11 protein-coding genes and 1 pseudogene are annotated in these 16650 nt (G+C 38.7%); 2 read left to right on the forward strand and 10 right to left on the reverse strand.

All coding sequences use genetic code 11. The features are described from left to right. Positions 1-52: 52 nt before the first annotated feature. The 10 genes and pseudogenes from GJU40_RS21560 to GJU40_RS14825 form a co-directional block, all read right to left on the reverse strand. Positions 53-401: pseudogene (locus tag GJU40_RS21560) on the reverse strand (GIY-YIG nuclease family protein); the annotation flags it as partial. 417 nt (positions 402-818) lie between these two features. Then, positions 819-2774 (reverse strand): RNA-directed DNA polymerase, encoded by a 1956-nt coding sequence (locus GJU40_RS14785; protein WP_154308846.1) that lies wholly within the window; start codon positions 2772-2774, stop codon positions 819-821. A 245-nt stretch (positions 2775-3019) separates the two neighbouring features. Continuing rightward, positions 3020-4324 carry a reverse transcriptase domain-containing protein gene (locus tag GJU40_RS14790; RefSeq protein ID WP_170289423.1) on the reverse strand — a complete coding sequence of 435 codons (1305 nt, stop codon included), beginning with the start codon at positions 4322-4324 and terminating at the stop codon, positions 3020-3022. 76 nt (positions 4325-4400) lie between these two features. Then, entirely contained in the window at positions 4401-7550 is a 3150-nt protein-coding gene (locus GJU40_RS14795) for a DEAD/DEAH box helicase (protein ID WP_154308848.1), read from the reverse strand. A gap of 255 nt (positions 7551-7805) precedes the next feature. Further along, positions 7806-9185, reverse strand: a complete 1380-nt coding sequence (locus tag GJU40_RS14800; RefSeq protein WP_154308855.1) for an alanine/glycine:cation symporter family protein — start codon at positions 9183-9185, stop codon at positions 7806-7808. Between the two features lie 87 nt (positions 9186-9272). Further along, entirely contained in the window at positions 9273-10664 is a 1392-nt protein-coding gene (locus GJU40_RS14805; RefSeq protein WP_154308849.1) for an FAD-binding domain-containing protein, read from the reverse strand. A gap of 108 nt (positions 10665-10772) precedes the next feature. Next, entirely contained in the window at positions 10773-11138 is a 366-nt protein-coding gene (locus GJU40_RS14810; RefSeq protein WP_154308856.1) for a DnaJ family domain-containing protein, read from the reverse strand. A gap of 27 nt (positions 11139-11165) precedes the next feature. Then, complete coding sequence (locus GJU40_RS14815) at positions 11166-11504, reverse strand: hypothetical protein (protein WP_154308850.1); 339 nt, start codon at positions 11502-11504, stop codon at positions 11166-11168. A 341-nt stretch (positions 11505-11845) separates the two neighbouring features. Further along, positions 11846-12973 carry a TcaA second domain-containing protein gene (locus GJU40_RS14820; protein ID WP_154308851.1) on the reverse strand — a complete coding sequence of 376 codons (1128 nt, stop codon included), beginning with the start codon at positions 12971-12973 and terminating at the stop codon, positions 11846-11848. Between the two features lie 16 nt (positions 12974-12989). Beyond that, entirely contained in the window at positions 12990-14087 is a 1098-nt protein-coding gene (locus GJU40_RS14825; RefSeq protein ID WP_154308852.1) for a DUF5105 domain-containing protein, read from the reverse strand. 376 nt (positions 14088-14463) lie between these two features. Between GJU40_RS14825 and GJU40_RS14830 the strand changes: the two genes are divergently transcribed. Both GJU40_RS14830 and GJU40_RS20850 read left to right on the forward strand, forming a co-directional pair. Further along, on the forward strand, positions 14464-16296 hold the full coding sequence (locus GJU40_RS14830; RefSeq protein WP_154308853.1) for a solute:sodium symporter family transporter: 1833 nt from the start codon (positions 14464-14466) through the stop codon (positions 16294-16296). A gap of 139 nt (positions 16297-16435) precedes the next feature. Then, positions 16436-16650 (forward strand): hypothetical protein (locus GJU40_RS20850; RefSeq protein ID WP_212029859.1); only part of this gene is annotated, 215 nt, incomplete at its 3' end.

Below are 16650 nucleotides of genomic sequence, written 5' to 3' on the forward strand. Positions count from 1 at the left end.
AGAACAGTTTATTTCAACTGTGTCGAAAACAATCTTCCCTTCCCTTAGTTTCTTCATTATAGAAAAACTTCTCATAATAGTTGTGCATTTCCCTGGAGTTCATCTGGCTCACATTCTGCAGCTGGTAGAGATTATCGGCAATAAAGAAGTTTATGAGATTAGACTTGATATTATAGGTCGGACTGATTGAATTTCTCATGTCCAATTAATATCGAACGATTTAATTCTTCCGCCTTTTATCTTCTGAATGATTCTTCAACCGCCGTGCAGCTTGAACCGTCTGTCCTATATAGGCAGAGGGTTTTTTATTGTCATTTATGGATAGTTGTTTAAGTGGACTGTTTTCAGTGATTGAGATGATCATGAGTTAAATCTTTCTTTTCTAAAATAAGTTCGCTCATTTTCTGACCTCATTGTTTTTAAGATTCTATTAAAAATTGCATATCACTTTTGTTGTGTTGTTCCAGAGAACAAATAATACCTGTTTTGCGAAGACTTTAACTTATCATGAAAATTCTGCTGCCCAAAGTCTGAAACCAAACTAAAATACTCCATTATTAGTTTCACTCGCCATAAAAGGAGTGTCACTGTGACTATAGGTGGTGCGTAAAAGTAGTAGATTATTCAAGGTGACTAGTTAGTCTTGATAGTCTTTAATATCTAATTGATTAACAGTTAAAAAAGACTGTTAGATTTTGCTGGTTTTTTTGAGAGGAATCAGTTAGCACGTTTGTTAGGAAAGCAAGGGTGTCATACATTTAAAAGTATTACACCTAGAATTTGCTATGACTGTAAAGCATGAATAGTGATTTTCTCATTTAATATTCAAAAGAATATAGGTCTTTTTCATTGTTTCTAAATAGAGTTCTTTCATATGTGAAGTACGTAATATCTTCCACAATGTCATATGATTCAATATCCCATTCCATGAATTTATTACTGCCATTATTTTCAGAAAGAAAATCAAAAAGGATATTTAAAATTTTATGATTTAAGTGGTTATTACTATTTTTAAGGTAATTCATTTTTTCTTGTAACAGGGTTTTAGCTCCAGGTTCCAAATAGGGACAGTCTATATAAATAAAAAGCCACCATAATTCCTTATATAAGAGAATATCCTTTTGCCCTGTAATAATCTTCAAATTCTTTTTTATTAGTTGGTCTAAATCATTCTTAATCTTTCTAAAATATTTTTTATTATATTTAGAGTAAACTAAAAAACTTGCAACTAATAAGGGATTTTCATGTTTGTAAATAGTAGACCAAATATGCTCTTCAGCTAGAATAGATAATTCAATATCATTATTGCTAAATACTGGCAATAAATCAATAATATCAGCTATGTTTGCATATAAAAAGATGTGTTCATATTTTTTGACTGTTTTTTGAAGGAGAGGTTTTAATAAATCTTGATCTAATTCTTCTCTAAACAAATATTCGATACAGATTAACTTTCGAGTGTTTCTAAAAGTAGGAGCAAATGAATATAAGTAAAAAATAAATTCCAAAACTTTTTCTACTTCTAGAGTAGTGGCATTTTTTCTAAATAACTTCTCTTTTTTGTTTTTTCTAAGTTTATTAAATAATGCACTATATATATATGAAATGATTTTTTCTCTATTTTCTGGGAATAAAGAAAGTAGATTTTGAAGCTCCTCCTTTAATGAGGCAAGATTTCTATAGTTGACGAAGTTTCTTCCTTTAATTAAATATGAAACTTCAATATCTTCATCAGAATAAAAAGACCTGGTCATTAAGATAGTTAGAAAAGATTTGGTACTTCCTTTCCAATCATTCCACACAAAAGGAAGTTTTCCAGTTACACTTTTTAACTCATTTAATTTCAATTGATATTTTGATGCATTGTCCTTGTAAGATGTAATAATATCTTCGATAATACTTTCTTCATTTGAAAAGATATATATATCATCGACATACCTGCAAATATTAAAATCAACTTCTTGTTTTAGATTTAATTCTATTAAATTGTTATATACTTCATAATCTACATGCTGTAATAATATCTCAGCAACCATCCTGGAGAACTCAGGTCCTACTATTACTCCATTTGAAATAGAGTTGTTTAGGTGTTGTAATAATCGATCCAAGACACTATATAAGTTATTATTCGTAAACCCACGTGAATCAATTGTGTTATGTGAGATAATCCATTTAAAAGTATGGGTGTATATGCTTCCGAAACAATCCTTGTAATCGATTTTAGCAAAATATTTAAATTGACTATTAAGTTTAAACCAGTACTCTGAGTTATAAAAATGACCCAAAGTACTATATGGTTCTAACTTAAAGTAAATCCCGGAGGATTCTAGAGCTTTAGTGAATTTATCCTTTTTTTCTTTAGTATCTTCATATTCTACAATTCCGCCCTTACTTGATTTATAAAATAAATCGTTATTTTTCTTATGCGATCTTAATGAGAAAGAGCCAGATTCCTTGTTTAAAGTATCTAAGATCTCATTGCTATACAATCTTACAAATAGAAAAACTTCCACTGCAGAAAAAGGATTTAATATTGAAATTTCTCGCAAATCATTATTACCTTTATTCACAAAATATTTCAGAGGGGATGCATGCCAGCCTTTATTAAATATAGGTGTTTTAGAATACTTTGATTTTAATAGCTTTTGCTCAATTTCCTTCATTACTTCTTTCTTATTTAATAAAAATTGGTAAAAGTAAGTATAGGTAAACATGTGGCTTGTTTCTACTGGTAATAGTTCGGTAAGTAAAAAATCTAATTCATTTCTCTTCATTGATTTAATAACAACCTTTTGATAAAATTTTGTTAGAGAAAATCTCTAAGTGATTGGATTTCATCTTAGACTACATAAATAATCCGGTCACACACATTATCGGTGAAAGCTTACAAGCTTTCTGTAGTAACTGGTGGTTAAGATACAAAAATTCTCATTTGAATTGATGTTCTTATACCTTCTTCAAACTACAAACTAAAAACGCTATTTAAGGAGGGAGCCTCGGAGAAATCTGAGGTTCTTTTCTATAGCTTTAACTTTTTACAGTAGTAGGTTACTAAGTTTCTATAAGATCTCTTGCTAGGATCAAAAGAAGGTTCAATCTTTTTAATCATTTTAATTAGATAGTTCTTCGACCAACCAATGTTTGAATGAAAGACTATTGATTTGTTTCTAGAGAGTCTATCTTCTAATACATAACCTAAGGTTTTAGTTTTTAAGAAATATGGACAATAACCTATTATATTATTGACCTGTTGTATAATTTCATTTCTTAGAAAGTCTTTCGTCTCTTTTTCAATTTTTTCAATTTTATCATTTACATACAGAAAATTCCTTAGCTCTCCGTATGAGTGCACTATACCTAGAACATCCCATATGAAACTAGTTGAATATTTATTTCTAGAGGTATTATAGAAAACGATTCTTGAACCCCAAAAAAGTATTCTCTGTCTAAAAAGTTCCATATTACCATCATTTTTGTATTCAGAGATTATTCTAATTAATTTTTTTCTGTATTTAGATATTTTATCCTCTGCAATTCCATATTTAAAAAATTTATATTCTTTTTCTTTTTGGTATTCAAATAAGTACCCCAAATAATTATAAGTAGTTCCTGAAGGAGAACCGCTATATATAAGGCTTCTTTTTGATTTATTTAATTTTATATTACTACTCTTGAAGACGGTATTAAGCGCATCTTCAATACAATCTAGGATTTTTCTTTCCTCTACTGATTGATTAAAGATTATTAAACTGTCATCTACATATCTTGAGTAAAAGATTAACCCATAATCATGGAGAAGGGATTTTAACTTTATATCAAAATCTCTAGAAATCAACTCTACTAAAGCATTTGATGTTGGGAGTCCTGGAGAGCAATATTTAAAATTTTCAGTAATGTTTTCTAATAGGTCTTTTTCAAATCTATAAAGGCTAGAATACTTAATATATCTGTTAAAGACATCAGCGCTTTTAACGGAGTTAAAAAAATCTTTAAAATCAAATTTATAGATAGTGAACTCGCTCATACTATTTATTATTTCTGTGATTGTAAAACACTCTCTCATAATTCTCTGTCTATTAGGATAAGAAATTCTAAATGAGGAATCTAATCTCTTCTTAAGATATTTTAAAGATATTTGCTCAAGTGAATCATTTTTCATTACAAGTACTTTTCTATATTTTGAATTTCTTTGTTTGAAAATAAATTGTTTTATATTTAATGAGTAATCTATCTGATTCTGTTTAATTCTATCAAAAATATCTTTTTCACTTTTAAATTGCTTTAAATCATATTCTTTGATTAACTCAATAAATGTATCATTCATAAAAATTACGCTCCCTGATAACATTTTCGTATTATAAAATAGTAGCAAACACCTTACTCCACAAGTTATTCCTACACTACAGTATATTCTTATTAGCCCTCGGCACCAAATAAGAAGGCATCTCTTCCTCAAGCTCCCAAACAAAACTCATCGGCTTATTCCCAGAGTGCTTAATATAATTCGCAGTACCAAGAAAGACGAAAGGTGAAGGAATGCTGCCTTTCTCTTTTTTGTATTCTCTGACAAACAGGGCGATTTTGTTTCCGGTCTGGCGGTGATGGATATATCGCTGGCCGGTCGGGCTTTCTTCAGTCACACGACTTTGGGTTTCCCAATGAAACAGCTTTTCGTTTATGGCATAGTCCTCGTATAGCGTTGATGGCGAGAAGTCTTTTTCTGATTTGTTTAGTGTAATAAAGAAGATGTCGAGCTTTTTGTCTTTGAAGTACTTGACTCCTTCCCGGAAAGCAGGGCTTTGCTCTTCGTTGTTGTAGTCAAATCCGGCCAGCACTTGTGCTGTTGAGTAACGGCTGTGGACTTGAAGCGGGCAAAGGAAGGTAAAGTTAGGCTGCAGTTCTACAGTTTCTAATGAGTCGTATAATACCCCGATAATTTGGTTGATCTCCTCTTTGAACGCAGGATGCTTCAACACTTTTTCCACGCCTTCCTTTACGGAAGAGAGTCCTTCTTTTTCAGGATGGGCTTGATAGAAAGAGTAATAGAACATGTTCAGCATCAGTTCTTCTTCTTTTCCGTTGGCTTCTCCTGTTTCCATATAGTTTTTTATAAACTCCAACAGTTTTCTTGAATTGAGGTGAAGGAGGCTTGGTAATCGTTTGGTCAGCCAGGTCTCGTCCTCATACGTGAAATCCTCAGCAAGACCCGTCTCTACTAGTAGCCGCGAAAAGCTTCGGTCCCTGTTTCCTCCATAGAAATCATAGAGATCTAGGTGATAGTGCTCCAGGAAGTTTTTCAGTGTAACGGATTTCCCGGTATCTTGCTCAAAGGTTTTTAGTTTGGCTACAAGGTTTGCTTTGTTATTGGCGCCAGCTTTGATGTTACGCAGGATGTATTCCTTCGCTTGTTTTTCCAGCTGGACGAAGCAGCCCTTTGGCAGGTTGAAGAATTCGTTCTCGACATAGTACTGGACGGAGTGCTTTGATTTACCGATCAGGGCTCGCAGTTTTTCTTCGTATGAATAATTGCGGTGAGCTTGTCCGACGAAATCCAGGACGGTCAGGCATTCTTTGTCTTCTGACAGGCGGAGGCCACGTCCCAGCTGCTGCAGGAAGACGGTCATACTTTCTGTCGGGCGCAGGAACAAGACGGTATTGATTTCCGGGATGTCGATTCCTTCGTTGTATAGGTCGACGACGAAGATGAACTTGATTTCTCCTGAAACGAGCAGCTGTTGTGCTTCCTGGCGGGATTTCCGGTCCGTTCCTCCATGCAATGTGATGGATGGGATGCCGGATTTGTTAAAAAAGTCGGTCATATACTGAGCATGGGCAATCGATACGCAGAAGCCCAGTGCTTTTACATCGGTGATATCCGTGACATATTTCTGCACGCTTTGAACGATTTGCGTGCTTCGAAGGTCGTTGGACGTATAGACATTTTCCAGTTGCTTGGTGTCATAGCCGCCTCGGGTCCATTTCAAGTTGGAAAGATCGACGGTATCTGTGACGCAGAAATATTGAAACGGACTTAAGAGCTTTTGGTTGATCGCTTCGGTTAACCGCATTTCGGCTGCGATGTGATCATCGAAGTAAGACAGAATGCTTTTTCCGTCCATCCTCTCCGGGGTTGCGGTCAGTCCCAGGAGAATCCCTGGCTGATAATGGTTCAGCAGCTTTTGATAAGAGTCAGCGGCCGCATGGTGAAACTCATCGACGATGATAAAATCGTAGTAGCCGCTTTCGGTATGTTGATGAAGCTCCTTGCTGTTAAAGCTTTGGATGCTGACAAATAAGTGATCGAGAGAGGATGGCTGCTGTGTTCCAACAAGCATATCCCCGAAGTTCGGTTCACGTAAAATCGCGCGGAAGGTGTTCAGGCTTTGTTTCAGAATTTCCTCCCGGTGAGCAACGAAGAGCAGCTTTGCCCCTCCGCCGTTTGCCTTCCTGAAGCGTTTGTAGTCAAAGGCAGAAATGACCGTTTTTCCCACACCTGTTGCGGCGACCAATAGGTTTTTATAGCGGTGATGAACTTCCCGTTCTGCCTGAAGCTTTTCAAGGATCTCTTTTTGGTAAAAGTAAGGCTGGATGTCAAAGAGATACTGAACAGATTCCTCCGCCACTTTGCTACTTTCCAAAGCGAGCTTGAGAGTCTGGTTGTCTTCCGCATTCTCTCCATTAAACAGTTTGAACTCCCTGTCATTCCAGTAGCTTTCAAAGGTGGCCTCACATTTTTTGAGAACATCAAAGGAATCCTTCTCCGTTACCTTCACATTCCACTCGAGTCCCGATGTCAGCGCAGGATTGGATAGGTTGGAGGAGCCGATGTACGCCGTACTGAAGCCGGTTTCTCTTTTAAAAAGATAGGCCTTGGCGTGAAGTCTTGTCCGCTCTACATCATAGGAAATACGGATCTCTGTGTTGGGAAGCTTGCTCAGCTCCTGAATCGCCTTATAATCCGTCGCTTCCATATAAGAAGTTGTGATGACACGAAGCCTGCCTCCACCCTCCGTGAATGTCTTCAGGTCTTCCAAAATGATGCGCAGGCCGCTCCACTTGATAAAGGACACGAGCATATCGATAGAATCAGAGGAGAGTATTTCCTTTTTTAACTCACTCAGCATGTTCGGCTCATAGCTGGAACCGGTGAATAACGAACTCTCGGAGATAGGAGTCACAGGACGGATGACTTCCTGTTTTTCAATGCTGCGGACGGAATTCATCTTGAAGTAGATATGGGTAAGGACTTCGCCTTCTTCAGAGATTCGCAGTCTCTCAAATTCCTGCCGGTCCAATCGCTGGCTGAGAATGTCGATAATTTCATTGCAGGTCTCAATTTGCTTGAGGAGAGCCTGCTGATCATTTCGCTCCTCCTCACGGACAGACTTCAGAGCATTCCTCGTAACCGAACTAATGTAGGAAGACAGTACCTTCCGTGCTTCCTCCACATCTAGAGGTGCTTTGCCGATATCAAAATCCAGGTCGGAGCTCGCGAGCTCTTCCTGAAGCTTTTCAGTAATGATTTCTTCATAAATTCCTTGTTTCAACATGATTGGATCCTTCCAATGCAGAATAGGGTTTTTTTGGTATAATTATATCATAGAAAGATTTTACTAGATAAAATAGTGTATGGTAGAACTAAATAAATCATCACATGACAACTAGGGAAAAGTCACTCTCTTCCTGGTTTTATCACCATTTATTGTAATGCACCCAAAAAGAATTGCTACAAGTTGTTTTCTGATAGAGTTAGTTCCTCCAACCTAAAAAAAAGCACATTGCCAAAGCAATGTGCCCTCTTCGTCTTAAGAAGCTTTTTTATCCCGCTTTTCCCTAATATCTTTACGGTAATATAAGTCAGAGGTAAAGAATTCTGTTTTCAGCCTTTTTACTTCTTTGCTTAGTAACAGGATCGCAATGACATTCGGGATAAGGATAGCGGCCAAGGCAATATCAAGGAACTGCCAGAGCGCCCTCGCTCCTCCTGTTGCACCAAAGACGATTGCAATGAGGTAGACATATTTAATCAGTTCTCCTGCTTTAAGGCCGAATAAAAATTCAGCCTGCTTGCTGCCGAAGAAAATGATAACGACAATTGTTGAGACTACGAAGAAAATCAGCGAAACTGTTACAAGGATGCTTCCTGCTTGTCCAAAGTATTGTGCAAAAGCAGCTGATGTCAGCCCTGAAGGATTATTCATTGCATTTTCTCCGGTCCAGACACCTGAGGACAGGATGACAAAAGCGGATGCTGAACAGATAACGAGTGTATCTACAACAATCCCGATAATTGCCCATAATCCCTGACGGACAGGGTGATCTGTAGTTGCTGCAGCATGGGCAATCGGCGCTGTACCAAGGCCTGCTTCATTTGAGTACAGTCCGCGTGCAAAGCCCCAGCGGATCGTTTCGGCAACTGCGGCACCTGCAAAGCCGCCTAGTGCAGCCATAGGTTGGAAAGCATAGGAAAAGATTAAGCTTAATACGTCAGGTACGAGGTTTAAGTTCATAAATAAAATAATTAGAGCTGCACCTACATAAATGAGTGCCATGAATGGTACGACAACCTCTGTAACCCTTCCGATTCTTTTAATCCCGCCTAATACAACCAAACCTACCAGAATGGCAGTTGCGATACCCGTATACAAGGGATTGATATTAAATGTTTCATAGACAGCTGAGGAGACAGCATTTCCCTGCACCATGATGCTCGGAATCAGCTCAATCATTAATGCGAAGGCAAACCAGACACCGAGCCATTTCATGTTCAGCCCTTTTGTCATATAATACATCGGGCCTCCGACATATTCGCCTTCTGCGTTTTTCTCCCTGTATCTAACGGCCAGCACACATTCTGAGAATTTGATCGACATCCCGATGAGTGCGATGACCCACATCCAAAAGATTGCTCCCGGTCCTCCAAACATAATCGCAGCAGGTACTCCGACAATGTTTGCAGCACCGACAGTTGCTGACAAAGCTGATGTTAAAGCCTGAAGCGGGGTAACGGTTCCTTTACCTTTTGGTTTTTTAAACACGCTGCCAAATGTTTGCTGAAAAATATATAGCGGATATCTAAATTGAAAAAATCCTAATAAAAACGTTAAATAAATTCCTGTTACCAGCAGCAGAATAATTAATGGCGGACCCCACAGCCATGTGCTGATGTTTTCTACCCAATTCATAAAAGCATCCAATCGCATTACCTCCATTTATACTAGACTAAATGGGGTATTCCCTCTGCGATATGATCATAAACGCTTTTTTGGTAATTATATGTCAAATTGAAGCTGTTCAGGCCCTTCCTTTGCCTTCTCTTTTTCAGCAGTTTCCTTCAAATACAGTTTCATCTGCCGGATAATTTTATCAATCTCTACAATCGGCGGTTGATATCCCAGTGTATAAAACCCCGGATATTTCCATGGTTCGTGGATGTAATTTTCCGGAAGATTTTTCAGCTCAGGAAGATATCGTTTGATGAACCTTCCCTGCGGATCAATCTTTTTACTGAAAGCAACTGGATGGACAATATGTGAAGCAGTGAGTTTCTTTCCTCCTGCTGCCAACATTGCCTCTCTTTGAAAAATGACAGGATCAAAATCGAGAAAAAGCGGCCCTAATTTACGTACTGCCACCTCCCAGCTTTCCCCCAAAACATGAACCAGAAAAGAAACCTGCAAACCTCTGAGTCTCTCATCCACCCAGCCGGTTTTATGAAGACAGCGTATAGAGGCATCAAGCAGAGGGAGTCCAGTCATTCCCTGTAAAAAAGAAGAAAGCAGATGCTCACTTTCCGGTTTTGCAAGAGAGGAGTATGTATCGGCTTCCATTTGCGGCGACCATGCCTCCGTTTCTCTTTGTGACAGATAGTATTTATGAAGCTTTTTTACAAAAAAATCAAAATGTTTCCCGTGGAACAAATTGTGACAATATTCGCTATTCTTTATTTCCCGGAAAATTGTCGAAATTGATAGATCTCCGTGAGAAAGATAAGGTGACAGCCTGCTCGACATATTTGCGGCTGAAATGGGGTCTCCAAGACCTTCAGCAAAGGTTGCCAGCCTCTCCTGAAGAAAGACTGATAGTGTTTCCAACGCTCTTGTCTCCCCGCCCTGCTGTCCAAAATGTATTTTGTCACCTTTTATTTCTATATTATATTTTCTGCTGTTTCTTCTATGAGGAAAATCAGGAAGACTGGCCGGCAGCTGAATAGATTGTATGTCAGGCAGGAACTGCTGCTCCAGCATTTGCTTCTTCCACTTAGCGGGCTTTATGGAAAGCGTCTCATCGACGCGATGAAATTCTTTTATGGATATCCCTTGCTCTTCTGCCCATCTTCCAGCTTCTTTACTGTATGGAGACTCTTCTCCAAAATCATTATAAGTAAATATTTTAAAATCCCCATAAAGAGCGTGCAGCTCTTGAAACATGTCAGCAGCACTTCCAGCAAACGTAAATAACCTTCCACCAAGCTTTTCAAGGTTATCATTCAGCTGATCCAGACTTTCCTTTGTAAACTCCAAATGTCTCCTTTGATAAACACAGCTTTCCCAATATTCTGGGCTCAGCAGGTAAACCGGCAGAATTTCTCCGGAGTTTGCCGCTTCAAAGAGCGGTTGGTGATCTTTAATGCGAAGGTCTCTTTTAAACCAGACGACAATCATATACTCACCTCTTTGTTAAGGCTGTTGTGATGCTTTCTGTTTAGGAAGTTTACGCTTAGGGTGTAAAAAAGACCGCCTTCATGATGAAGACCGTCCAGTTGTCATTTTTCAGGTTAGCTTTGAATACACTTTCTCCTTATAGTAGGCTGAAGCAGGTGAAGTGAGTGCGTTTCGTTTCTTAAACAAGTGATCCAGCTTGTATTTTCTCTCTGACAGCTGGCTCTCAATGCCCGCTTTATCTTCTTCGCCGCAGACCACAAGGAGATCTTCAAGGGTTTTTATCTGTTTCTTCAGTTCTCCTTCTTCTATCATTCCGCCGTTTTTCATCATTTTATAGGCCATTCGCAAGTTTTCGGGTATGTGCGACAAGTCCTCGAGCTGCAAAGGCTTACCCATGCCAGGAATCTGTTGAAATTCTCCGTCACCTATTGCCCTCTTGATTTTGTCCTCGGAAAGAATTGTGAAGAAGTCCATTTTACTCATTCCCCCTGAAGCAGATTTTTAACCGTATATCCAGCTGACCGCAATCAGATATCCGTCATAAAGCAAGTCCCCGTTTCGGTACAGCCCCATTTCCATTGTTTCCTCTTCCCCGCTAAAGATCACTTTTCCTTCAGGTTCTCTCAGCTTTCCTTCTGTTTTCATTGTTTTATTGTTTTCAATATTTTTAATCATTTCTGAAATGTCATCTTTGTCGGTTGAATGGTGAACCTGCTCTCCATGCATAAAAACAGTTACCTCGTTATAATCGCCTTCTATAGTTAAATGAAATTCTTCTTTTTGAGAACAACCCCATAGAGCTGTGGTTACTAGCATTATAATAAACAGTTTCTTAATCAAATCATTACTTCCTTTCATGTCTTTCTTATCTAAATTGTATCACTGATTGCTGCAATTGTTGACAAAAAGACCCTGTGTTTCTTGACAATCTGATGGCAGATGCGGCTTTCATTCATATGTTGAGGAGGAAGGTATGCAGGCTTCCAGTATTCTACAGTATTCATACTTACCGAAAGCCAGTTACTTAACTAGAAAAAAGGGTCAGTTACGCAAAGTAACAAACCCCTCTTTTTATATTAACGTTTATGCCACAAAAAACAGCCCTACAATACTGTTAGGGCTCAGATTCTTTAAGGAGGTCATCAATTCAACCCCTTGTTCTCTATTTCTTCAGAAAAGCTTTAAATACTAATCTCATTGGTTGTCCTGCTCCATATCATTACTGGCGGATCTTCCAGCATCATTTCCTGTTTGTTTTTCCAGTCTTTATCTTCGGTTCCTTCAGCAACGGTTCCTTTTATTTCATCAATCAGCCAAGACTTCGCTTCAGCATCATATGTGAGCTTGTACTTAGTGACAACCTTGTAGGAAGCATCATGAAAAGAGTCATCTTCCCTGTATTTGACTTTGCTGTCATAGGCTACTAATGCAGATACTTGTGCGGTCCATTCCTGGTCAAATTGATCGACAATTAAATCATCGAGGTTCACGACAGCACCCAGATATTGCGAATGCAGTTCATCAATATACTCTTTAATCATTTCGAATTCGCTGTTTGCATATAAGATGTCACTCTCGAGTTTTTTGGATACATTGGTCATTTTAGTGAAATCAAATTCGGACGTTTGGTAAACAGAGAAATCCCGGTTAAACACATCAAGCGCTTCAAGGATATTTTTTTTAATGTTCTCATCTTCACGTGCCAGCTTATTGCTGTCCACTACCAAAGTGACCTGTTTATTGCCCCATGCTTCTACATGACTTTCATCAATAAACGTGCCCAGCTTATTATTAATTGTTGTCAGCACTGGATAATCGCCAGGAAGAACGGGACCATACACATCTTCATCCTTTTCATTTGACGTTGTGTTGATTCCCTTTATGGAAAGATTCAGTTCGTCTCCTTCCTCCTGCCCCGTTACCTTTATAAAAGCAGTTTTAACTTTTATTTTATATTGCTGAAATATACCCCATTTCTTGCCGTCCTCTATCAGGCTGACTTGCTGTCCTGTTTCTGTAAAATCTTCATTTTTCACTTGTTCGTTCAGGCTTTCCTTTATCACTTGATAACTGCTGTTATTCTTCTGAAGATATTGAATAAACGCCGTTAAAGAAATATTGTTTACCTCAGCTTGCTGGTCATCAGGGATGATCAGCTCCTTAAGTTCTTTCATTTGCTTTTTATCGACAGCTGTTATGAATTGATCTAGTGTTTTCTTAGGGGTGTCCGCCTGCTGAAGAGAGTAAACTAAGAATACGCCGATGACGGCTGCAGCAGCAGCAATTAGGAAGATCCACTTTCGGTTCACCTTTCCACTACCTCCTTTAATAGCGTGATCCGGACGCAAAGACTTCCACCAGACTATCAGAAGCATAATCAGAAGTGTCAACTGTCCACTTGCCGTCCTTATTCAGCATGATAATTTCCATAGGATATCGCCCTGTTTGCAGATCCAGAGAATGAAGAACAGCATCAAATTTACTCATCGCATAATCCTGGGCCTTTTTCGAATCATAGTCTTCTGTCCTGTCCTTATACTCGCTTTTCAGTTCGGATATTTTCTCATTAGAATCTCCCAGGGGAATCGTGGCATATTGTACTTTCACCACAGCTCTGCCATTTGCGTTAGCAATGGTCTCCGCAGTGATTTCTGCTTTTTCACTTAAAACAGATTTATAGCTGGAATAATGCTTGTCAATATCTGTGTCAGGGATGGCTTCATATGCTACGCGTTTTAAACCATTTATAAAAGCATCTTTCGCATTTGCTTGAAGTGCTTGTTTATCCGCTGTTACATATCTTTCATAATCAGGGTTTTCCTTATCAAAATAGACTGTTTCAATATAGGCTGCAAGAGCTTTTGCCGGGTCCTGCAATGTTTCAAAGCTTTCCGAAAAATCTTTTGTATGAAGTTCCAGGGTAACTTCCTCCTGCTCTTCATAACCATTTGTTATGGGGATAATAGCTATTTCATATGTCTGGTCCTTTTCCACATCAAACAATACAGACATTGTTTTCACTTTTTCAGGACCAATACTGCCGCTGTAGTCTGTCTCCAGTCCCAATTCCGAACTAAAAACATCACGCCTGACCTTCTTCTCCTCTTCACCTTTATATAATTTGATCCCATCTAAAGGAGAAACCGTAAGAGAAGAATCTGTTTTGTTTTTCAATGATAAATTGACCAGCAGCAATCCTGCATTTTCGTTCTCGGAGATTCCGTCTTTATTGTTGACCATTACATAAGAGCCGTCTTTCACCGTTACTTCTAAGAAATCGCTCTCGCCGCTGGTGGCTGCTTTGCCTCCTGAATCATTTTTGCTGCTGTCTGCGGATGCCTTGTCTGCACCATCACTTCCGCTGCAGCCTGCTGCCATAAGAATGAACATTACCCATACTACTAGTAAACTTCCTTTTTTCACTTTCCGCTCCTCCTTTTTCAACCAATGTCTTCCAAAACATTTCCCGGTTCCATTTTCCCTGCTATTTGTAAATTAAAACCATTATTTAGGAAAATATACTTTTTATTCTTTAGGTGATAAGATTCAACTCTATGTTTTTATTCAACTAACACTATCCGCCGGTCTCTTGTGAGAGTGTGATCATCTCCTATTTTTTATAACAGTCCAGCTTAGAAAAGAAGTGGAATAACTTTCCTAAAATACTAAATTTTTTACTTCACTACATAGTTCTTTTTTCCTAACTTCTTCTCCTTACTAAGTGTTTAGGTTTTACTAACTTGGAATGTGGATATATATCTGTACATATTAAGATAATTTTTCATAAGGGGAGAAAACAATGAATACAGGAAGTGTATGGTTTACTCTGGTTACTTGTGCTTTCTTCATGGGGCTTGTAGCTTGGGTTTCTTATAAAAAAACGAAAGGCGGAAATAATGACTCCCGCGGCTATTTCCTGGCAGGAAGAGGATTAACGGGAACTTTTATTGCCGGTTCTCTCCTGTTAACCAACCTTTCAGCTGAGCAGCTGATCGGATTAAACGGTCAGGCTTACAGAACGAATATGTCGAATATGGCGTGGGAGGTTACATCTGCTTTTGCCATCATTATTATGGCTATCTACCTGCTTCCCAAATATCTGGGCGGAAGCTTTACAACACTGCCTGAATTTTTGAGCAAGCGATTTGATGAAGGAGTTCGTCAGTATACTGTTATCTTATTTATGCTAGGTTATATTCTGGTGACGATTCCTTCCATGCTTTACTCAGGCGGAATTGCAGTGCTTCAGCTTTTTGATATTCCGGCTTTGCTGGGATTGGGATATGTTGAATCGCTGTGGGTGGTCATTTGGATTATTGGCATTATCGGTGCCATTTACGCAATCTTCGGCGGGTTAAAGGCTGTTGCTGTATCTGACACATTAAATGGGATCGGACTTATGTTTATAGGAATCCTGGTGCCTGTATTAGGGCTGATCGCATTGGGCGGCGGCAGCATGATCGATGGAATGAAAGAAATTGCCACTACAGATTCAGAAAAATTAAATGCCATTGGTTCCTCTGAAGATTCCGTTCCATTCGGAACAATTTTTACTGGAATGATATTTGCAAATTTATTTTACTGGGCTTCCAATCAATACGTGATTCAGCGTACACTTGGGGCTAAAAACCTTGCAGAGGGACAAAAAGGGGTTATTTTCTCAGGTTTTTATAAGCTGCTGATTCCTTTCTTCATGATGATTCCCGGAATTGTTGTGTATCATCAGCATGGCGACTCTCTTCAGTCAGTTGACCTTGCGTACCCTACTTTAATCACAAGCGTTCTGCCGACTTATATGTCCGGCTTTTTCCTTGCGGTGCTTCTGGGTGCGGTATTCAGCTCATTCAACTCACTTTTGAACAGTGCTTCCACTATGTTTGCACTGGATATTTACAAAACAAGAATCAACAAACATGCGGATGACCGCAAATTGATTAAAATGAGCCAGATTTTCGGTACGTTCCTGGCAATCATCGCACTGTTTGTATCACCATTGCTCATGTATGCACCTGATGGATTGTGGGATTTGATCAGAAGATTCACTGGTTTCTTTAATATTCCAATCATCGCGATTGTACTAGTAGGTGTACTATCAAAGTATATTCCTGCCATCGCTGCAAAAGTGGTCATTATATTCCACGTCATTACGTACTACATGCTGGTATGGGGAACAGACCATCTGTTCGGATTTACAGTTGATATTCACTTTATCCATATCTATGCCATCCTGTTCTTTATCGAAGTATTTATGATGATTGTAATTGGAATGATTAAACCAAGGGAAGTTCCTTATCAATACAAAGCTAACCCGGAAGTGGATATGGTTCCTTGGAAATATGCTTTGGCTACAAGCATTTTCCTCCTTTCACTAGTTGTTGCCACTTATATCGCGTTCTCGCCGATCGGGCTTGCGTATACAAACGGCATCGTCTCAGACTATTTCTGGCCTGCCAACATCGGACTTGCTGTCTTAACAGCACTTCTGATCTTTATGTCAATTAAATTTTGGAATAAAAAATATGCAGGCTATCTTGAGAGATCCATGGTTGTTAAGACGACTCGCAAAAGAAAGCTTGGCAAGAGGCTGAGTCCTTCATTTACTAAGTATCAGAGGGTAGAAGCGGAACAATAATAAACGGCAGACAGCAATCATGCTCACGCCAACGTAAAGAAAGCATCGCCCATTTCAGGTAAGTAGTTCAGATAACGTGGAGAAAACTTAAAATCACAGCCCAAAAAACATAAGTTCCCACAACGTATATAGCAAGTGAATGAACAATAAAATTAACGCAACAAAAAAGCTTGGGATATCCCAAGCTCAGGCTGTCGAGAAACTCTCGGCAGTCTTTTATTTTTTTCTATCACTTTCCCGATTCACCGCGTTAATTTGGTATAATATAGGTAATAATTCTAGGATGGTGAATGGGATGTTTAAACCAAAAAGAGAATCACAAAATGAAGCGGAATTTGTTTTTATTGAAGACTT

It is taken from the genome of Metabacillus lacus (genome assembly GCF_009674805.1).
Taxonomy (GTDB): domain Bacteria; phylum Bacillota; class Bacilli; order Bacillales; family Bacillaceae; genus Metabacillus_C; species Metabacillus_C lacus.